Below are 18,046 nucleotides of genomic sequence, written 5' to 3' on the forward strand. Positions count from 1 at the left end.
ATGTCTTCGTCATCCATAACTGCAAGCTCCGCCGCCAATGCCGCTCGCCGCGGCAGCGCCACCTCGCGCCGCGTACTGATCGGCCTTGGCTGGCTGGTGTTCGCGCTGTTCCTGCTGCTGCCGCTGGTGATCGTGGTGTCCCAGGCGCTGAAGAATGGCTTCGGCACCTTCTTCGAGGCGATCTTCGAGCCTGACGCGCTTTCGGCGCTCAAGTTGACGCTGCTCGCGGTGGTCATCTCGGTGCCGCTGAACCTGGTGTTCGGCGTCAGCGCTGCTTGGTGCGTGAGCAAGTACAGCTTCCGTGGCAAGAGCGTGCTGGTCACCCTGATCGACCTGCCGTTCTCGGTCTCGCCGGTGATTGCCGGTTTGGTCTACGTGCTGATGTTCGGCGCCCAGGGCCTGCTCGGCCCCTGGCTGCAGGACCACGATATCCAGATCGTCTTCGCCCTGCCGGGCATCGTGCTGGCGACCATTTTCGTCACCGTGCCCTTCGTCGCCCGTGAGCTGATCCCGCTGATGCAGGAGCAGGGCACGCAAGAGGAAGAGGCCGCGCGCCTGCTGGGCGCCAACGGCTGGCAGATGTTCTGGCATGTCACCCTGCCGAACATCAAGTGGGGCCTGATCTACGGCGTGGTGCTCTGTACCGCGCGGGCCATGGGCGAGTTCGGTGCGGTGTCGGTGGTCTCCGGCCATATCCGCGGCGTCACCAACACCTTGCCGCTGCACGTGGAGATCCTCTACAACGAGTACAACCATGTCGCGGCCTTCAGCGTGGCCAGCCTGTTGCTGATCCTGGCGCTCTTCATCCTGCTGCTCAAGCAGTGGAGCGAGAACCGTATTAACCGCCTGCGCCATAGCGCAGCGGAGGAATGAGTCATGTCGATCGAAGTTCGTAACGTCAGCAAGCGCTTCAACAGTTTCCAGGCCCTGAACAACATCAACCTGGATATCCACAGCGGTGAGCTGGTCGCGCTGCTCGGCCCCTCCGGCTGCGGCAAGACCACCCTGCTGCGCATCATCGCCGGCCTCGAGACGCCGGATGACGGCAGCATCGTGTTCCACGGCGAGGATGTCTCGGGCCACGATGTGCGTGATCGCAACGTCGGGTTCGTGTTCCAGCACTATGCGCTGTTCCGCCACATGAGCGTGTTCGACAACGTCGCCTTCGGCTTGCGCATGAAGCCCAAGGGCGAACGCCCGAGCGAGAGCAAGATCGCCGAGAAGGTCCATGAGCTGCTGAACATGGTTCAGCTCGACTGGCTCGCCGACCGCTATCCCGAGCAGTTGTCGGGGGGCCAGCGCCAGCGTATCGCCCTGGCCCGTGCCCTGGCGGTGGAGCCGAAGGTGCTGCTGCTCGACGAGCCGTTCGGCGCCCTCGATGCCAAGGTGCGCAAGGAGCTGCGCCGCTGGCTGGCGCGGTTGCACGAGGATATCAACCTGACCTCGGTGTTCGTCACCCACGATCAGGAAGAGGCGATGGAAGTGGCCGACCGCATCGTGGTGATGAACAAGGGCGTGATCGAACAGATCGGCTCGCCGGGCGAGGTGTACGAGAAACCGGCCAACGACTTCGTCTACCACTTCCTCGGCGACTCCAACCGCCTGGCCTTGAGCGAGGGCAACCATGTGCTGTTCCGCCCTCACGAGGTGTCGCTGTCGCGCCACGAGACCGAGGGCCACCACGCTGCCGAAGTCCGCGACATTCGCCCGCTGGGCGCGACCACCCGAGTGACGCTGAAGGTTGAGGGGCAGAGCGAGCTGATCGAGGCCGAAGTGGTCAAGGATCATGACAGCCTGACCGGCCTTGCGCGCGGCGAGACCCTGTTCTTCCGGCCGAAGGTCTGGCAGAAGGTCGCCGATATCTGACGCTTGTGCAGATGTTGAAAAACCCGGGTTCGTAGCCCGGGTTTTTTTATGCCTGGACGAAGGGTGGGGTGGCGATGTGGCCCTTAGCCCGCCGTTTTCCATACCTTGCACGAATATTTTGCATGCCGACCGTGCATTAATTTCCGCCCTCACCGCTACAGCCCTTGCGCCACGCGGCTTTGCGGGAACCCTGAAAATCTTATATTCGATAACGATATAGCTTTAATTTTAAACATTACTTTCAGAGATAAGCCTCTAAAACGGATGATTCAGCCACGAGGACCGGCCAAGGTCCGAAGACCTGCATCACGTTTCCAGGAGTCGATTCAATGGGTAATGTCCAGACGGCCGCGAGGCCCTACGACCAGCCATGGCGCCCGGCCCCGGGCGACCTGGTCGAGCTTGGACGCACGCTTCGCCTGCCGCTGGCGCAGCTGCGCCTGCAGCGCACGCCGGTCAGTGGTCTCAAGCGTCGCGACAAGCTGGCGCTGGGGTTGCTGGTGCTGGTGCTGCATGGCGCTGCGGCCTACTGGGTCAGCCAACGACCAACCCCCGAGCTGCCGGTGATTGCGCCAGAGATTCCGCCGATGACCATCGAGTTCGCCGCTCCGGCGCCGCCGGTCGTCGAGCCGCCACCGCCTGTGCCTGTGGTCGAGCCACCACCGCCACCACCACCGGTGGTCGATGAGCTGGCCGCCAAGCCTGCGCCGAAACCTGTGCCCAAACCAAAACCTGTGCCCAAGCCCGTACCCAAGCCGCAGCCCAAGCCGGTCGAGGCGCCGCCACCGGTGCCGACGCCCGCGCCTGCACCGCCTGCTCCGGCACCTGCACCACCAGCACCAGCACCGGTCACGCCCGCTTCGGCCAATGCCGCGTACCTGAAGAACCCGGCGCCGGAATATCCGCAACTGGCCCAGCGCCGTGGATGGGAAGGCACCGTGCTGTTGCGGGTCGAGGTACTGCCCAGCGGCAAGCCGGGGCAGATCCAGATCCAGAAGACCAGCGGCCGCGATGCCCTGGACGCCGCCGCGCTGGCTGCGGTTAAGCGCTGGAGCTTCGTGCCGGCCAAGCAGGGAGACGTGGCCCAGGTGGGCTGGGTCAGTGTCCCGATCGATTTCAAGCTTCGTTAACTCGCGCCATCGAACCGAACATAGGAAGACTTCATCATGAGCCTGTTGGCATCCCCTCTCGAATCCGTTGAAAGCGCCGTCATCTGGCTGCTGGTTGGTTTTTCCGTGGTCACCTGGGCGTTGGCCCTGGTCAAGGTCGTGCAGTTCGTGCGGCTGAAGAACCATGACAAGCGCTTCCATGCCCAGTTCTGGGCCGCTTCTAGCCTCGACTCGGCAGCCGGGATCAGCCACGAGCAGCCAGGCCCTGCGGCCCGCGTCGCCCAGGCCGGTTATGCCGCCATCGCCGTGGGCGAGCCGGGCCAGGCAGCCGACCTGAGCCATGCGATCAACCATCAGGATCGCCTCGAGCGCGCCTTGCGCCAGCAGATCGTGCGTGAGCGCCGTTCGCTGGAAACCGGCCTGGCGGTTGTCGCCAGTATTGGCAGCACCTCGCCGTTCATCGGTCTGTTCGGCACCGTGTGGGGCATCATGGAAGCGCTCAAGGGCATCAGCGCTGCCGGCTCCGCCAGCCTGGAAACCGTGGCCGGCCCGATCGGTGCGGCACTGGTCGCCACGGGCGTCGGTATCGCCGTCGCGGTCCCGGCGGTGCTGGTCTACAACTACTTCCTGCGCCGCCTCAAGCTGACCGCGGCCGACCTCGACGACTTCGCCCACGACTTCTACAGCCTGGCGCAGAAGAGTGCCTTCCGCGTCCTGGTTCACCCGACCCTGCAAAAAGCCCAGGCCGGTTTCGGCCAGCCGGTGAAGGAGGCTTCCTGACATGGCGTTCTCGACCCAGGACAGCGACGAAGTCCTCAGTGAAATCAACGTCACACCGCTGGTGGACGTCATGCTGGTGCTGCTGGTGGTGTTCATCGTCACCGCGCCCTTGCTGACCAACGCCATCCCGATCAACTTGCCCAAGACCGAAGCCGTGGCCCCAGTGGAGCAGAAAGACCCGCTGGTGGTGAGCATCGATGGCGGCGGCAAGCTGTTCATCAACAAGGACGAGATCCAGCCGGACCTGCTGGAAACCAACCTCAAGGCGGCCAAGGAAAAGGATACGTATGTGCGTGTACAGCTGCAGGCTGACGATGGCGTCAACTACGGCGAAGTGGCGCGGGCGATGGCTGCCATCGAACGTGCCGGGATCAGCAAGCTGGCGGTGATCACCGCGCGTTGATCGGCAATACCCTCTTCAGGCAAGTGCTTCAGGGCCATTTCTCTTGGCAGGGGATGGCCCTTTTTTTATGCCCGCCCCGGGGCGCACAAACCCTGTAGGAGCGGGCTTGCCCGCGAAAAGGCCAGCCCAGACAACCAATAATTATGGTTATTAATAAATAGCTTCTTATTCCTTTACGAATATAACTGCCTCCCTATACTTGGTTCCCAAGCACGCAAACTTCCAAGGAGGCGTCCCCATGCGCAATGAGTCGATTCGTTACCTGATTGTGCCGGGCTGGCAAGGATCGCCAGACAATCATTGGCAAAGCCACTGGCAGCGCAGCCTGCCCAACAGCGCCCGGGTCGAGCAGCACGATTGGCTCACCCCGCAGCGGCGCGACTGGATACAGGCACTCGAGCAGGCGATTGCCGCCGAACGCTCGCCGGTGATCCTCATCGCCCACAGCCTGGGTTGCATCACCATCGCCCACTGGGCCGCGCAGGCCAGCCCTGCGCTGCTGCGCCAGGTGCGAGGGGCGCTGCTGGTGGCGCCAGCGGATGTCGAACGGCCGACCTGCGCGCCGGCCTTGCGCAATTTCGCGCCCATTCCCCTGCACGCGCTGCCGTTTCCCACCCAGGTGGTCAGCTCGGACAACGATCCGGCCGTCAGCGTGCCGCGTGCACTGTACCTGGCCAAGGCCTGGGGGGCGGAAGCGGGGCTGTTGAGCAATGCCGGGCACATCAACGTCAAGTCCGGTCACGAGCGCTGGGAACAGGGCTTCGCCTACCTGTACCGCCTGCAAGGCCGGATCGAGCAGCGCTCCCTGCGCCGCGCCTGACCTGGCCTTTCAACCGATTTCGCTGAACCCCTGGTCGCCTGCGTCTGGGGCGGGAGTTTTCCATGAGTTTCAACAATCCCTTCGGCCAGCCACTGCTGACGTTTCCCGAGCTGGACAAGAGCCCGCTGAGCATCCGTGCCAAGGCGCTGGTATTCGTCGATGCACGTTCGCAGCAACTGCGCGAAGCGCTCGAACGCCTGGCGCCGCAACCGCTGCCGGTGCTGATCCGTGGTGAGACCGGCACCGGCAAGGAGCTGCTGGCAAGGCAGATCCACCGTGCCAGCGATCGCGCGGGGTTGTTCGTCTCGGTCAACTGCGCGGGCATCAGCCACACCTACGCCGATGCCGAGCTGTTTGGCTACAGCGCCGGTACCCATGGCGGCACGGCCAGCAGTCGCGCAGGCTGGTTCGGTTCGGCCAATGGCGGCACCTTGTACCTGGACGAGATCGCCGACCTGCCGCTGGCCATCCAGGGCAAGCTGCTGGCGGCCCTGGAGAACCGTGAGGTCACTCGGGTCGGCGCCCAGCAGGCGCAGGCCGTGGATGTGCGTCTGGTGGCCGCCTCCAGCATCGACCTGGCCCAGGCGGTGCGTGCCGGGCGCTTCAATGAACGGCTGTACCTCTATCTGCACGAGGGCGAACTGGAATTGCCGGCACTGCGCCAGAGGGTGGGGGACATCCTGCCGCTGGCCGAATACTTCGTCGGCATCTACAGCGTGCGCCTGGAGCGCAGCGTGCCGCTGATCAGCGAAGCGGCGCAGCAAGCGCTGGAAGCCCATGCCTGGCCCGGCAACACCCGCGAGCTGGAGAACGTCATCCACTTTGCCTTGCTGGTGGCCGAGGGGGATGAAATTCTCCCGCAGCACCTGGACTTGCCTGAGCGTGCACCCCTTGCCAGCCTGGCCAGCCAGCTTGCGCAACTGGGGCGCAGCCGCGAGCCAGGCACGCTTGCCGCCTTGCGTGAGCTGCTGGAGCAAAGCCTGGCCGAGCTCAATGCATCCGTGAGCTAGAGCGGTTGTCGGTCGCTCATAAGCAAAACAGCTGATGGCTTTTTGTTTTTGGAATAAGCAGCGAATCAAAAGATATTGTTAGGGCATAAAAAATCCCGGTATTGTCCGCTCCACGCCCACTGTCGAGACGGTGTGGCACCTGACTTCGCCATCGTCGATGGCCCCAGCTTGATAACAAGGATCACCATGAAAAAGACCCTGCTGACGACTGCCCTCGCCGCTGCCCTGTCGCTGTCCGGCCTGGCTCACGCCGCCGAAAAACTGGTGGTAGCCGCCACGCCGGTGCCGCACGCCGAAATCCTCGAGCTGATCAAGCCGACCCTGGCCAAGGAAGGTGTGGACCTGCAGATCAAGGTCTTCACTGACTACGTGCAGCCGAACGTGCAGGTCGACCAGAAGCGCCTGGACGCCAACTACTTCCAGACCCTGCCGTACCTGAAGAACTTCAACGAAGGCAAGGGCACCCACCTGGAAACCGTGATCGGCGTTCACGTCGAGCCGTTCGGTGGCTACTCCAAGAAGGTCAAGAGCCTGTCGGAGCTCAAGGAAGGCGCCACCGTGGCTATCCCGAACGAGGGCAGCAACAGTGGTCGCGCCCTGCTGCTGTTGCAGAAGGCCGGCCTGATCACCCTGAAGGATCCGAAGAACGCCCTGGCGACGCCGAAAGACATCGCCGAGAACCCGAAGAAACTGAAATTCCGCGAGCTCGAGTCGGCCATGCTGCCGCGCGTGCTGGACCAGGTCGACCTGGACATGATCAACACCAATTACGCGCTGGAGGCTGGCCTGAACCCGGCCAAGGATGCGCTGGTGATCGAAGGCAGCGACTCGCCATACGTGAACTTCCTGGTCGCGCGTCCTGACAACAAGAACAGCGACGCCATCCAGAAGCTGGCCAAGGCCCTGACCAGCCCTGAAGTGAAAGCCTTCATCGAGCAGAAGTACCAGGGCGCGGTACTGCCGGCGTTCTGATTTGCCAGGTTAGCGCTTCACATGAAAACGCCGACACTGTTGTGTCGGCGTTTTTGTTTTGGCGCTGCGGTGTTCTTTTCGCGGCCCCAATCCCGAGACCGTCACCGGCTCTTGTAGGAGCGGGCTTGCCCGCGAAGAAAGCACCGCAATCCCGAGCCCCGTCAACGCTGCTCGGCAAGCGCCTTGCGCAAGGCCAGCAACCACTGAAGTTGTTCGTTCGAAACAGGTGTGCTTGGGCTGTTCATCGTTGTCGTCCCTGTGGGCCTGGCAGGCCGATCAGTCTGAAGTCCTTTTGAGAGGTATTTCGAGGGAAAGATCCCAGGCGGATGTATGAAATTTCCGGTTAGCCCGTCGGGTGATATCAATATGCAATAAGGGTATTTAGAGAAAGCTTTTTATGCCTTTATAGTCTACCCATCGTGCTTACCGGCACATCCCTTTCATCGTCCACGACGCCGAGCCATCCTCGCGTCGGGCCCGGAACCTTGCCCATGTCGTACCTCCGTGACCTTGTGTCGAGGCGTTATCCATGACCTTCGACACTGCCTTCATGCTTAGCACACTCCCGGCATTCCTCAAGGCCGTCGGCGTCACCCTGCAGGTCGGGCTGATCGCCATCGCCACCTCGCTGCTGGTCGCCGTGTCCAATGCCGCCGTCCTGGTGTTTCGCACCCCCTACCTGTGGCGGCTGGTCAAAGGCTATGTGGAGCTGGCACGCAACACGCCGTTGCTGATCCAGTTGTTCTTCGTCTATTTCGCACTGCCGACCCTGGGTTTGAAAGTATCCGGCTTCGCTGCCGCGATCATCACCATGACCTTCATGGGCGGCGCCTACCTCACCGAGGTGCTGCGAGCGGGTGTCGAAGCGGTGCCGCGCGCGCAGCTTGAGTCGGGGCGTTCCATCGGCTTGTCCGAGGGCCAGTTGCTGCGCCACGTGATCCTGCCCCAGGCCGGCATCCTCAGCCTGCCGGCGCTGTTCGCCAACTTCATCTTCCTGCTCAAGGAAACCACCGTGGTCTCGGCGGTAGCCGTGCCGGAAATCCTCTACACCACCAAGAACTACATCGCCCTGTACTACAAGACCTACGAGATGCTCGCGGTGCTGACGTTGCTCTGCGTGCTGCTGTTCCTGCCTTTGTCGCTGCTGCTGCGCCACCTCGAAAGGAGGCTGCAACATGGCCAGTTCGGCAATTGAGCTGCTGCTGGTGTCCTTGCCGCAACTGGCCAAGGGCGCCGGACAGACCCTGGCGATCTCGGCCTTGGGCATCGTCTTCGCCACCCTGGGTGGTGTGCTCTATGGCGTGCTGGCCACGCTGGGCAAGCGTGCGGTGAACATCGCCTTGCAGATCTATCTGGAGCTGTTTCGGGCGATACCGGTGCTGGTCTGGCTGTACCTGGTGTTCTTCGGGTTGCCGATCTTCTTTTCGCTGAGTATCCCCAGCTTCTGGTGCGCGGTGCTGGTGCTGGGGCTGTGGGGTGCCAGCGAGGTTGGCGAGGTGGTGCGCGGGGCCTTGGCTTCGCTGCCGCGCGGCCAGCGTGAGGCGGGGTTGTCGATCGGCCTGTCGGGCCTGCAGTTGTATGGGCACGTGCTGTTGCCGCAGGCCCTCAAGCGCATGACGCCGCCCACCATCAACATCTACACGCGCATCGTCAAGACCAGCTCGCTAGCCGTGCTGATCGGCGTCGTCGATGTGATCAAGGCCGGCCAGCAGATCATCGAGCGTACCTACGAGTCGGTGCTGATCTACGGCGTACTGTTCCTGTTCTTCTTCTTCATCTGCTACCCGCTTTCCGCCGCTTCGCGCGCGCTGGAACGCCGCTGGGCCCACTCATGAGCGCATTGATCGAATTCCAGGGTTTCAACAAGTTCTTCGGCGAGCACCAGGTGCTCAAGGGGGTCGACCTGCAAGTACAGGCCGGCGAAGTGGTGGTGATCCTCGGCCCCAGCGGTTGCGGCAAGAGCACCCTGCTGCGTTGCCTGAACGGCCTGGAGGAGGCCCATGGCGGTAGCCTGCGCCTCGATGGCCAGGACTTGCTCGGCACCGGCACCGACTGGCGCCAGGTACGCCAGCGGGTGGGCATGGTGTTCCAGAGCTATCACCTGTTCGGCCACATGAGCGTGATCGACAACCTGCTGCTCGGCCCACTCAAGGTGCAGAAGCGCGAGCGCGCCGAAGCCCAGGCGCAGGCCGAGGCGTTGCTGGCGCGGGTGGGGTTGCTGGACAAGCGGGACGCCTTCCCCCGGCAGTTGTCAGGCGGCCAGCAGCAGCGCATCGCCATTGTTCGTTCGCTGTGCATGAACCCGCAGGTGATGCTGTTCGACGAGGTCACCGCAGCCCTGGATCCCGAGATGGTCAAGGAGGTGCTGCAGGTGATCCAGGGCCTGGCCCGGGACGGCATGACCCTGCTCATCGTCACCCACGAAATGGCCTTCGCCCGGGCGGTGGCCGACCGTATCGTGTTCATGGAGGCCGGCAGGATCCTTGAACAGAGCGACCCCGAGAGCTTCTTCAGCCAACCGCGGACCGCACGCGCGCAGCAGTTCCTGGACAAATTCTCCTTCGTCGAAAGCCTGCCGAAGACACTACACAAGGAACTGTCATGAAAACTGCCCACTTCACCAAACTGCTGGCGCCGCTGTTCGGCCTGGCCTTGCTGGCCGGTTGCGACCAACCCGCGGAGCCGGGCAAGTCGGCTGCGGCGACGTCCGCGCCGTCCACCAGCTACCTGGAAACCATCAAGGCCCGCGATAAGTTGATCGTCGGCGTGTTCACCGACAAGCCGCCGTTCGGCTTCGTCGACGAGAGCGGTCGCTATGTGGGCTTCGACACCGATATCGGTCGTCGCTTCGCCAAGGACCTGCTCGGCGACGAGAACAAGGTCGAGTTCGTGGCCGTGGAGCCGGCCAGCCGCATCCCGTTCCTGCAGAGCGACAAGGTCGACCTGATCCTCGCCAACATGACCGTCACCCCGGAGCGCAAGGAAGCGGTCGACTTCACCAACCCCAACCTGCGTGTGGCGGTGCAAGCCATCGTGGCCGATGGCAGCCCGGTGAAAGCCCTCGATGACCTGGCCGACAAGACCATCATCGTCACCACCGGCACCACCGCCGATATCTGGCTGACCAAGAACCACCCGGACTGGAAGCTGCTCAAGTTCGAGAAGAACAGCGAATCGCTGCAGGCCCTGGCCAATGGTCGTGGCGATGCCTATGCCCAGGACAACCTGATCCTGTTCAGCTGGGCCAAGCAGAACCCGGGTTACCGCGTGTTGCCAGAGTTGCTGGGTGACGAGGCGCCGATTGCCCCGGCGGTGAAGAAGGGCAATACCGAGCTGCGCGACTGGGTCAATGCCGAGCTGGCCAAGCTGGGCGAGGAGAAGTTCCTGCTCAAACTGTATGACCAGTACGTGCGCAAGGAGCTGAGCGACGACACCAAGCCTGAGAGCGTGATCGTCGAAGGCGGCAAGTGGCAGGGGTGAGTCAGGGTCCAATCGCGGGGGGGGGGGGGCGCCCTCCCCCCCCGGCGATATCAGTGGTTACGCGGCAACCAGTTCAACAGGAACTCATTCACCACCTTCGGGTTCTCCAGGCTGGAGATATGCCCTGCGAACGGAATCTGCGCCGCCAGGCAGCCGATGATCCGTGCCATTTCGTTGCTTTCGGCAGGCGGACGCGGAATATCCTGGTCGCCGCAGACCACGATGGTCCGCTCTGCCGGCAACTCGCCCAGTCGGCCCAGCAGGTCAGGGCGTCCGAAAATCACCCGCCCCATCGGGTCGAGGCTCTGGCGAATGGTCTCGGCGCTGCTGGCCTTGAGGTCGGCGCGGAACTGCTCGCGCACGTCTGGCACCGTCTGGCCGCCGGCATGGAAGAAGATCGGCACCACGATGTCGAGCAGTGGGTCAGGGAAGAACCCTGCGCCGCTGGCGGCATCCAGCAGGCCGAAGTACTTCAGGCGCGTGGCTTCAGGTTCGGCGCCGAGGTAGGTGTCCATCAGCACGATGCGGTCAACCCGTTCCGGGTGTTCGATCGCCAGCTCAGCACCCCACATGCCACCGACCGACAGGCCGACCAGATGGCATTTGTCGATGCCCAGCGCGTCGAGAAACGCCAGGTGCTGGCGTGCCAGCGCGCTCATGTCGGTGGTGGTGGCTGGTGGTGCCTCGGAGTCGCCATGGCCCCAGAGCTCGGGCACCAGCACGCGGAAGTGTTTCGACAGCGCATCGATCTGCGGTTGCCACATTGCGGCAGACCACAGGTAGCTATGGCCCAGCAGCACCGGGAAGCCCTGGCCCTGGTCGACGTAGCTCATGCGGGCGCCGTCGATTTCGATGAAGTGCTTTTGCATGAGGAAGGCTCTTGGAAGAAAGGGGCGAACAGGTTACCTGTTCGCAGTGTGAAGGGTTGTGAAACTGGTCATGTTCGGGCTGCTCTGGTGGTGAGCTTTTCGACAGCAGCGCGCTCACTGCCCCGGTGGCACCAGGCGCAAGGTACTGCGCGCCGGAATCACCCCCATCTGCGCCTTGTGATACCGCCCCTGTACATAATCTTCGGCCTGGTCCGAGTAATGGCGGTCGAACGGCACGCCACTCTGGCCTACAGGGTTGATGGTCAGCGCTTGCCCGGCGTCGGCGAAGTCGATCAGGCGTCGGGTCGAAGGCCCGTAGTTCACCGGCCAGGGCGCCGGGCCGATCTTCGCCGACAGGTTGTTCGGCACCTCATGGGTGCCCGGTGCGGCGAAGGGGCCGACATTGAACAGCAGGTTCAACGGTTTCTGCTGACCCAGCGGGTGGTTATGGGTGAGGGTGTGGGCCTTGCCCCATTGCCAGTCGGCCGGGTCGCTGCCGTACAGCTCGCGCAGATGCGCCAGGCTGCGTTGCCAGGCCTGGCGGACGATGGCGGTGCGGTCGGTGCGGTCGTGGCCGCCGCGCAGGTTCCACCAGGGTGAGTCGGCATCGGCGGCCAGGCGCGGTAGCGCGGCGTCGATGGCGCGGGTGCTGATCAGCACCTGGAACCAGGTGTCGCCCAGTTCGTCATGCAGGGCCGCGAACGCCAGCTCGTAGAGGAACTGGTTGAACAGCGTGGCGCTGGTCGAATCCAGTGGATAGTCGCCGCGCCATGCGGCCAGTTGTTCGACCAGTTCCTTCTGTTCGTCACCCTCGGCGATCGCACGCAAGGTATTGAGCAGCGGCGCCAAGGTGCGGGGGCCGTAGTCGGTGCTGGTGTCCAGCTGCAGCGCCTGGCTGTTCTGCACATCCCATTTGACTTGCGGGTCGGCCAGTCGACGATCCAGCTGGCGGCCACGGTCGGGCAGGTTGTAATAGCCGGGGATCGGCATGGCGGCCGGGGGCTGGTAGTTGGCCGAGACGATGTAGCCGCTGGGCGGATTCTCCTGCTGGGGATTGGCGCTGAAGGGGTAGAAGCCGAGCTTGTCGGCCTGGTGGGTGCTGCCGTCGAGAATGAACGCCGGGTTGACCCCGTCCGGACGAATCGGCAATTGCGCCGAGGCCCACCAGCCGATGTCACCGCGAGCGTTGGCCCAGACCAGGTTCAGCCCCGGTGCCTGGATCTTCGCCGCGGCCTCGCGCATCTTGCCCAGGGTGTCGGCGCGGTTGACCTGGTAGAAGGCATCAAGGATGGGGTTTTCGGTTTCGAGGAAGGCCCACCACATGGCGACAGGGGTTTGCCCTGCGGTTTCGCCGAGCACATCGTTGACGATCGGCCCGTGGGGCGAGCGACGCAGGGTGATGGTCACCGGAGCTTCGCCCTTGACCGCGATCTGCTGCTCGGTTGTCTCCAGCGCGCGCCATTGGCCATCGACCATGACCTGGTTGGTGTCGGCGGGGTTGGTCTTCTCGGCGATCAGATCGACGTCGTCGTTCTGGAACATGGTCAGGCTCCAGCCGAAGTCGCGATTGTGACCGAGCAGGGCGAAGGGGTTCAGCGCCTGGAAATAGCCGTAGAGGTTGAAGCCGGGCGCCGACAGTTCAGCCTCGTACCACACTGCCGGTACTGCGAAGCCGATATGCGGATCGCCCGCCAGCAGCGGGCGGCCACTGCGGGTATGGCTGCCGGCGACAGCCCAGGCGTTGCTGCCTTCGAACTGCGGGATACCCGCGTCGCCAAGCGCCTGGTGGCTGAGCCGGGCCAGGCCTTCGAGTGCGCGCCAGTCGTTGGCGGCAAGGGCCGGGTGCAGAGCTCCGTCAGGTTGCCAGTCGAGGTCGAAGATCTTCAGGTAGTCGGGGCCGAGCTGATCGCGGATATAGGTCAGCGCAGGTTCGGTGCGAAAGGCGGCGGCGAAACTGTAGGCCAGGTAGCCGGCGATGCTCAGGGTGTCTTCGGCGGTGAAGGGGCGTTCAGGGATACCGAGGACGTCGAACTCCACCGGCTTGGGATGGCTGGCCTGCCAGCTGTTCACGCCGTCCAGGTAGGCCTGCAGTGCGAGCCAGGACGGTGACTGGTGATCCAGGCGCTCGACCATCCGCGCCGCCTGCTCGCGGATGCGCAGGCTGCGAAACAGGGTGTCGGTGGGCACCAGTTTGCTGCCCAGCACTTCGGCCAGCTCACCACGTGCCAGGCGGCGCACCAGTTCCATCTGGAACAGCCGGTCCTGGGCGTGCACATAGCCCAGGGCGCGGTACAGGTCAGGCTCGTTCTGCGCCTGTAGATGCGGTACACCGCGTTCGTCGTAGCGCACGCTGACCGGTGCGCTCAAGCCGGTGATAGCCACTTCGCCCTCGCGCTGCGGCAGCTTGCCGTGCACGTACCAGTAACCGGCACCCGCGGCTACGGCCACGACGATGGCAAGCAGAGTGAGGCTGCGCTTCATAGAATTCCTTGTGCCGTTAACGAGGGGGCGAGCGGCTGCTGAACACCGCAAAACGCGTTGAGAATAGCCTTCCCGGCGTGACAGGTCTGCCCTTTACTGCGCTTCTTTCTGCCACGGGCAATAGCAGCCGCTGGCCAGGGCATTGGAGGCCTGTACCTGACGGCCTTGCAGCAGCGCCTGGATCACCGGCTCGATGAAACTGTTGCTCGAGTTGCACACTGCGCCTTCGCTGTAAGGGCCGAAATAGGCGAGCTGACCCTTGCGATCCCAGATCGCCACAGCCGGTGACGCAGGCAGGTATTCGCTGCCGGGCAGGTCGCCGACGGGTTGCAAGGCGCCAAGGTTGGCGGGTAGTTGGCCGTGACTGCCAGGCTTTTGCAGTACATGGAAGGTCACACCCTGTGCGGCGAAGTGCTCGATCAGCTCGGCCAAGTGTTGCTGGTTACCGACGTTGCAAGGGCAGGCCGGGTCCCAGAAGTGCACGACGCGGATCGGGCCGGGGCCTGCGAGCTCGGCGGGCAGTTGCAACTGGCTGCCGTCGAACAGCGTGGCCTGGTTGTCGAAGGTGCGCAGGTAGCGGGACTGGAAACTGTCGTAGGCCCACCACAGCAGGGCGGCGCAGACCAGGGTGGTGAGCAGCGTGGTAAAAATTCGCATGGTGATTCCGTAGAAAACGACACGACCGCTTCTGCAGGGGACGCCAGCTTGCCATGACCGGGCTCAGAGCTGAATATCGCAGATCAATACTCGCGCCATTGTGGATGTCTCCATGCCGTCACCCTTTGACCCCGACCTGCTGCGTACCAGCCTTGCCCCGCTGGCGGCGCGCCAGCCACTGTCGGCCCAGGCCCTCGACTACCAGCGCTTCTATGGCCTCGACCTGCCGGCGCAAAGCTGGCTGGGCGCCTTCAGTGTGGCGGGTTTCGACCTGGTGGGGCAGGTGTGGCTGCCGGATGCGCCGGTGGCGACATTGTTCCTGCTGCATGGTTACTACGACCATATGGGGCTGTATCGTCATGTGATTGGCTGGGCGCTGCAGCAGGGCTTCGCGGTGATCGGCTGCGACCTGCCAGGTCACGGGCTGTCCAGCGGCGAGCGGGCCAGCATCGCCGACTTCGCGGTCTACCAGCAGGTGCTCGATGCGCTCTTCGAGCAAGCGCGCAGGCTCGACCTGCCACGGCCCTGGCACCTGTGCGGGCAGAGCACGGGTGGGGCCATCGTGGTCGATCATCTGCTGCACTGCGGCGAGCAGAGCCCGGCCGACGGCCAGGTGATCCTGCTGGCGCCGTTGGTGCGGCCGCGGGCCTGGCACTGGTCGAAGTTGAGTTATCGGGTGCTGCGTCATTTCGTCGATGGTATCGAGCGACGCTTCAGCGCCAATACCAATGACCCGGCGTTTCTCGCGTTCCTCGAGGCCGACCCGCTGCAGCCGCGGCGCCTGCCGACGGCATGGGTGGGCGCGCTGATGGCCTGGATCAAGCGCATCGAGGCGGCGCCGCACAGTCGGCGTCGGCCGCTGATCGTCCAGGGCGAGGCGGACGGCACGGTGGACTGGCCATACAACCTCAGGGTGCTGAAGGAGAAGTTCGACGAGCCGCAGATTCTCCTGCTGCCCGAGGCGCGGCATCACCTGGCCAACGAGCTGCCGGATATTCGCCAGCGCTACTTCAACTTTCTCGACCAGCGCCTGCTCACTTGAGGTTGGCGCTGCTCTGGCCGACGGCCAGCCCCGCACGCACTGCAGCCAGCGCGGCGCTGTAGTAGGCCTTGCCCTCTGCGGATTCGGCGAAGGTGGCGAACGCTTCCAGCTCGTCGTCGGACAGTTCGCGGTAGACATACAACAAGGTGTTGTTCAGGTCTTCGCCAATCTCGTTCATCAAGCGTTGGCGCTGACCATCGAGCAGGCCCTGGGCCTGGCCGCTGCCGAACAGGCCGGGGATCATCGAGCTGAGGCTGTCGGCGGCAACTCCGGCGATCGCCAGGCTGACCTCGGCCCCCGCTTCGCGGGCGGGCAGGGCCTGGGCCAGGTGACCGATGGCCAGCAGACGGTTGTCGCTGGCCTGGATGCGGGGAAGGCCCTTGGCGTTCTTGGCCAATTGGTCCTTGCGCGTGGCCAGCAGCTCGGCGGCAACCACCTTGCGCCCCAGTGGCGATTGGAAGAACGCCAGCGCCGGCGCCGGGTTCTTCAGGTTGGCGCGCAGTTGGGCCTGGGCGCGTTGATCCATCGCCTGGGCCTGGAAGCGTTGGTTGCTGTTGTCGACGAGCGCCTGGAAAACCGCGGGCGGCAGGCTGTTGCGGTAGCGCTGCTGGGCGGCCCCGATGGCGTCATTGAAGTGGGCGCGCTGGTCGGGCCAGCCGGCGGCCTTGTACAGTTGGTCGAGGCTGTCTGCCCAGACAGGCATGGTGCAGATCATCAGCACAAGCAGGGAAAACAAACGGCGCATTCAGGACTCCTGTCGGCAGGCCGCTATTGTCCGTGGGGTGGTACGCCTTTGTCGAGATATCAGCGCGCTTCTCGGCCAAGTGGCGCTGTCCGTGCTCATGGCTAATGGATATGATGCGCGCCATGCATACCTCTCCCGAACATCCGCTGCTGTCGATCATCGTCGACGACCTGGCCACCCGTGGCTGGTCGCAGCAGGCACTTTTCCTGCCGCTCGAGCTGGCCCGCGCCTTGGCCACCGAGTGTCGCAGGCGCCATGCCGAGGGCGAACTGAGCCCCGCAGGTGTCGGCAGGGGGGCGGCCCAGGAGGTGCGCGAGGCGATCCGTGGCGACCAGATCCAGTGGATCGACCCCGGCCAGGCCGAGGCCTGCGACCGCTACCTTGAGCTCATGGACAACCTGCGCCAGGCGATCAACCAAGGGCTGTTCCTGGGGTTGGAAGACTTCGAGTGTCATTTCGCCCTGTATCCGCCGGGCGCCTTCTACCGCAGGCATCTTGACCGTTTCCGCGACGACGACCGGCGCATGGTGTCGGTGGTGCTCTATCTCAATGAGCGCTGGCAAGCCGAAGACGGCGGGCAGTTGCGGATGTTCCTTGCCGACGACGTCGAGCATGACGTCCAGCCCGAGGCCGGCAGCCTGGTGGTGTTCCTGTCGGGTGAAGTCCCGCATGAAGTCCTACCGGCCAATCGCGCACGCCTGTCACTGACAGGCTGGTTCCGGCGCCGTGGCAATGATCCCTTCTGAGTCGCCCAAGGTACTGGTCAGTGCCTGTCTGCTGGGGCAGCCGGTGCGCTATGACGGACGCGACAGCGGCCACCCCGATCTGCTCAAGCAATGGCAGGCCGAGGGGCGTGTAGTGCCCTTGTGCCCGGAGGTGGCGGGTGGCTTGCCGACGCCGCGACCGCCGGCGGAGATCCAGGGCGGGCAGGGTGGCCAGGTGCTCGATGGGCAGGTTCAGGTTCTGACCGTGGCTGGCGAGGATGTCAGTGCGGCCTTTCTGGGCGGCGCTCGGCAGGCCCTGGCGCTGGTGCGGCGGCATGGGATTCGGGTTGCGGTGCTCAAGTCCGGTAGCCCGTCGTGCGGTAACCGACTGACCTACGATGGCAGTTTCAGCGGGGTGAAGGTGCCGGGGGAGGGTGTCGTTGCTGCGCTGTTGCGCCGGGAAGGGGTGCTGGTGTTCAGCGAGCTGGAGCTGGATGAGGCGCAACGGGCACTCGGGTAGTTCGGTGTCGTTCCTTTCGCGGGCAAGCCCGCTCCCACAGGGTTGGGCTCACCACAGGCCTTGTGGGAGCGGGCTTGCCCGCGAAGAGAACGCCGCGATATCACTGCTGCGCCGCCGTCTTCTCGAACCACTTCTGCTCGAGCTCCGCCATCCGCCCACTGTCCTTGAGCCGCTGCAGGGCATTGTTCAGCGTGCTCTCGAAGGCCGGATTGTCCTTCTGGAACGGGATCACCAGCTTCTTCTCACCAAACGTCTGGCTGGCATCCAGCGCGCTTTCAGTCGCAGGCTGTTCGCTCGCGGGTGTCAATGCGATGTCGTACTTGCCACTCTCCACGCCTGTCAGCACTTCGTCGGCGGGCGCCTCGATGAATTCCGCGCGCAGGTCCATCTCGCGGGCCAGGTCTTGGCCGAACTCGATGTCGAACCCGGTCAGGTGCTCGTTTTCCTTGAAGGCGTAGGGGGCATTGTTGGCTTGCACGGCGATGCGCAGTTCACCCCGGTCGTTGATTTCGTCGATCAGCTCTGCCTGGGCCAGGGGGCTGATGAGTACTGCCAGCAGTAGGCCAATGGTCAAACGCATGAATATCC

The 18,046-nt window shown here is 64.1% G+C and carries 20 protein-coding genes; 15 read left to right on the top strand and 5 right to left on the bottom strand.

The window, feature by feature from the left end:
- From cysW to HU748_RS21955, 12 genes are all read left to right on the top strand, one after another.
- Positions 1-873, top strand: coding sequence for a sulfate ABC transporter permease subunit CysW (cysW, locus tag HU748_RS21900; protein WP_112899462.1), 873 nt, complete (start codon positions 1-3; stop codon positions 871-873).
- Positions 874-876: 3 nt separating this feature from the next.
- Positions 877-1,866 carry a sulfate ABC transporter ATP-binding protein gene (locus tag HU748_RS21905; RefSeq protein WP_054891101.1) on the top strand — a complete coding sequence of 330 codons (990 nt, stop codon included), beginning with the start codon at positions 877-879 and terminating at the stop codon, positions 1,864-1,866.
- Between the two features lie 329 nt (positions 1,867-2,195).
- Positions 2,196-2,996 (top strand): energy transducer TonB, encoded by an 801-nt coding sequence (locus HU748_RS21910; RefSeq protein WP_186721919.1) that lies wholly within the window; start codon positions 2,196-2,198, stop codon positions 2,994-2,996.
- Positions 2,997-3,032: 36 nt separating this feature from the next.
- Complete coding sequence (locus HU748_RS21915) at positions 3,033-3,755, top strand: MotA/TolQ/ExbB proton channel family protein (RefSeq protein ID WP_186721920.1); 723 nt, start codon at positions 3,033-3,035, stop codon at positions 3,753-3,755.
- Position 3,756: 1 nt separating this feature from the next.
- On the top strand, positions 3,757-4,158 hold the full coding sequence (locus tag HU748_RS21920; protein ID WP_186721921.1) for a biopolymer transporter ExbD: 402 nt from the start codon (positions 3,757-3,759) through the stop codon (positions 4,156-4,158).
- Between the two features lie 238 nt (positions 4,159-4,396).
- Complete coding sequence (locus HU748_RS21925) at positions 4,397-4,978, top strand: alpha/beta hydrolase (RefSeq protein ID WP_186721922.1); 582 nt, start codon at positions 4,397-4,399, stop codon at positions 4,976-4,978.
- A 62-nt stretch (positions 4,979-5,040) separates the two neighbouring features.
- Positions 5,041-5,988 (top strand): sigma 54-interacting transcriptional regulator, encoded by a 948-nt coding sequence (locus HU748_RS21930; protein ID WP_186721923.1) that lies wholly within the window; start codon positions 5,041-5,043, stop codon positions 5,986-5,988.
- 186 nt (positions 5,989-6,174) lie between these two features.
- The gene (locus HU748_RS21935) at positions 6,175-6,960 is read left to right on the top strand and encodes a MetQ/NlpA family ABC transporter substrate-binding protein (RefSeq protein WP_186665505.1); all 786 of its coding nucleotides are present in this window, start codon (positions 6,175-6,177) and stop codon (positions 6,958-6,960) included.
- A 529-nt stretch (positions 6,961-7,489) separates the two neighbouring features.
- Positions 7,490-8,155 (top strand): amino acid ABC transporter permease, encoded by a 666-nt coding sequence (locus tag HU748_RS21940; RefSeq protein WP_186721925.1) that lies wholly within the window; start codon positions 7,490-7,492, stop codon positions 8,153-8,155.
- Positions 8,136-8,795, top strand: a complete 660-nt coding sequence (locus tag HU748_RS21945; RefSeq protein WP_186665506.1) for an amino acid ABC transporter permease — start codon at positions 8,136-8,138, stop codon at positions 8,793-8,795. Before HU748_RS21940 ends, HU748_RS21945 begins: the two co-directional genes overlap by 20 nt.
- Positions 8,792-9,565, top strand: coding sequence for an amino acid ABC transporter ATP-binding protein (locus tag HU748_RS21950; RefSeq protein ID WP_186721927.1), 774 nt, complete (start codon positions 8,792-8,794; stop codon positions 9,563-9,565). Before HU748_RS21945 ends, HU748_RS21950 begins: the two co-directional genes overlap by 4 nt.
- Complete coding sequence (locus HU748_RS21955) at positions 9,562-10,440, top strand: transporter substrate-binding domain-containing protein (protein WP_186665508.1); 879 nt, start codon at positions 9,562-9,564, stop codon at positions 10,438-10,440. Before HU748_RS21950 ends, HU748_RS21955 begins: the two co-directional genes overlap by 4 nt.
- Before the next feature lie 50 nt (positions 10,441-10,490).
- Here HU748_RS21955 and HU748_RS21960 read toward each other — a convergent pair whose 3' ends face one another.
- The 3 genes from HU748_RS21960 to HU748_RS21970 all read right to left on the bottom strand — a co-directional run bounded on the left by HU748_RS21960 (position 10,491) and on the right by HU748_RS21970 (position 14,447).
- Positions 10,491-11,309 (bottom strand): alpha/beta fold hydrolase, encoded by an 819-nt coding sequence (locus HU748_RS21960; RefSeq protein ID WP_186711712.1) that lies wholly within the window; start codon positions 11,307-11,309, stop codon positions 10,491-10,493.
- 114 nt (positions 11,310-11,423) lie between these two features.
- Entirely contained in the window at positions 11,424-13,790 is a 2,367-nt protein-coding gene (locus HU748_RS21965) for a penicillin acylase family protein (protein ID WP_186711711.1), read from the bottom strand.
- A 93-nt stretch (positions 13,791-13,883) separates the two neighbouring features.
- Positions 13,884-14,447 carry a DUF6436 domain-containing protein gene (locus tag HU748_RS21970; RefSeq protein WP_186665511.1) on the bottom strand — a complete coding sequence of 188 codons (564 nt, stop codon included), beginning with the start codon at positions 14,445-14,447 and terminating at the stop codon, positions 13,884-13,886.
- 112 nt (positions 14,448-14,559) lie between these two features.
- On the opposite strand from HU748_RS21970, the gene HU748_RS21975 reads away from it, so the two are divergent.
- A complete protein-coding gene (locus HU748_RS21975; protein ID WP_186721929.1) occupies positions 14,560-15,489 on the top strand; it encodes an alpha/beta hydrolase in 930 nt (309 codons plus the stop codon).
- Here the strand turns inward: HU748_RS21975 and HU748_RS21980 are convergent.
- Positions 15,482-16,234 (bottom strand): DUF2059 domain-containing protein, encoded by a 753-nt coding sequence (locus tag HU748_RS21980; RefSeq protein ID WP_186665515.1) that lies wholly within the window; start codon positions 16,232-16,234, stop codon positions 15,482-15,484. The genes HU748_RS21975 and HU748_RS21980 overlap by 8 nt on opposite strands.
- A gap of 113 nt (positions 16,235-16,347) precedes the next feature.
- Between HU748_RS21980 and HU748_RS21985 the strand changes: the two genes are divergently transcribed.
- Positions 16,348-16,980 (top strand): 2OG-Fe(II) oxygenase, encoded by a 633-nt coding sequence (locus tag HU748_RS21985; protein ID WP_186666093.1) that lies wholly within the window; start codon positions 16,348-16,350, stop codon positions 16,978-16,980.
- On the top strand, positions 16,967-17,458 hold the full coding sequence (locus HU748_RS21990) for a DUF523 domain-containing protein (protein ID WP_186665517.1): 492 nt from the start codon (positions 16,967-16,969) through the stop codon (positions 17,456-17,458). Before HU748_RS21985 ends, HU748_RS21990 begins: the two co-directional genes overlap by 14 nt.
- Before the next feature lie 100 nt (positions 17,459-17,558).
- Here the strand turns inward: HU748_RS21990 and HU748_RS21995 are convergent, their stop codons facing one another.
- On the bottom strand, positions 17,559-18,038 hold the full coding sequence (locus tag HU748_RS21995) for a transporter substrate-binding domain-containing protein (RefSeq protein ID WP_186665519.1): 480 nt from the start codon (positions 18,036-18,038) through the stop codon (positions 17,559-17,561).
- Between the last annotated feature and the right edge of the window lie 8 nt (positions 18,039-18,046).

Source organism: Pseudomonas sp. RW3S2 (genome assembly GCF_014268955.1).
Taxonomy (GTDB): domain Bacteria; phylum Pseudomonadota; class Gammaproteobacteria; order Pseudomonadales; family Pseudomonadaceae; genus Aquipseudomonas; species Aquipseudomonas wayambapalatensis.

Coding starts and splice junctions, on each gene's coding strand:
- HU748_RS21920 (WP_186721921.1), top strand. CDS start 3,757: ATGGCGTTCTCGACCCAGGACAGCGACGAAGTCCTCAGTGAAATCAAC.
- HU748_RS21930 (WP_186721923.1), top strand. CDS start 5,041: ATGAGTTTCAACAATCCCTTCGGCCAGCCACTGCTGACGTTTCCCGAG.
- HU748_RS21960 (WP_186711712.1), bottom strand. CDS start 11,309: ATGCAAAAGCACTTCATCGAAATCGACGGCGCCCGCATGAGCTACGTC.
- HU748_RS21965 (WP_186711711.1), bottom strand. CDS start 13,790: ATGAAGCGCAGCCTCACTCTGCTTGCCATCGTCGTGGCCGTAGCCGCG.
- HU748_RS21925 (WP_186721922.1), top strand. CDS start 4,397: ATGCGCAATGAGTCGATTCGTTACCTGATTGTGCCGGGCTGGCAAGGA.
- HU748_RS21975 (WP_186721929.1), top strand. CDS start 14,560: ATGCCGTCACCCTTTGACCCCGACCTGCTGCGTACCAGCCTTGCCCCG.
- HU748_RS21995 (WP_186665519.1), bottom strand. CDS start 18,038: ATGCGTTTGACCATTGGCCTACTGCTGGCAGTACTCATCAGCCCCCTG.
- HU748_RS21950 (WP_186721927.1), top strand. CDS start 8,792: ATGAGCGCATTGATCGAATTCCAGGGTTTCAACAAGTTCTTCGGCGAG.
- HU748_RS21980 (WP_186665515.1), bottom strand. CDS start 16,234: ATGCGCCGTTTGTTTTCCCTGCTTGTGCTGATGATCTGCACCATGCCT.
- cysW (WP_112899462.1), top strand. CDS start 1: ATGTCTTCGTCATCCATAACTGCAAGCTCCGCCGCCAATGCCGCTCGC.
- HU748_RS21955 (WP_186665508.1), top strand. CDS start 9,562: ATGAAAACTGCCCACTTCACCAAACTGCTGGCGCCGCTGTTCGGCCTG.
- HU748_RS21915 (WP_186721920.1), top strand. CDS start 3,033: ATGAGCCTGTTGGCATCCCCTCTCGAATCCGTTGAAAGCGCCGTCATC.
- HU748_RS21905 (WP_054891101.1), top strand. CDS start 877: ATGTCGATCGAAGTTCGTAACGTCAGCAAGCGCTTCAACAGTTTCCAG.
- HU748_RS21945 (WP_186665506.1), top strand. CDS start 8,136: ATGGCCAGTTCGGCAATTGAGCTGCTGCTGGTGTCCTTGCCGCAACTG.
- HU748_RS21910 (WP_186721919.1), top strand. CDS start 2,196: ATGGGTAATGTCCAGACGGCCGCGAGGCCCTACGACCAGCCATGGCGC.
- HU748_RS21935 (WP_186665505.1), top strand. CDS start 6,175: ATGAAAAAGACCCTGCTGACGACTGCCCTCGCCGCTGCCCTGTCGCTG.
- HU748_RS21990 (WP_186665517.1), top strand. CDS start 16,967: ATGATCCCTTCTGAGTCGCCCAAGGTACTGGTCAGTGCCTGTCTGCTG.
- HU748_RS21985 (WP_186666093.1), top strand. CDS start 16,348: ATGCGCGCCATGCATACCTCTCCCGAACATCCGCTGCTGTCGATCATC.
- HU748_RS21940 (WP_186721925.1), top strand. CDS start 7,490: ATGACCTTCGACACTGCCTTCATGCTTAGCACACTCCCGGCATTCCTC.
- HU748_RS21970 (WP_186665511.1), bottom strand. CDS start 14,447: ATGCGAATTTTTACCACGCTGCTCACCACCCTGGTCTGCGCCGCCCTG.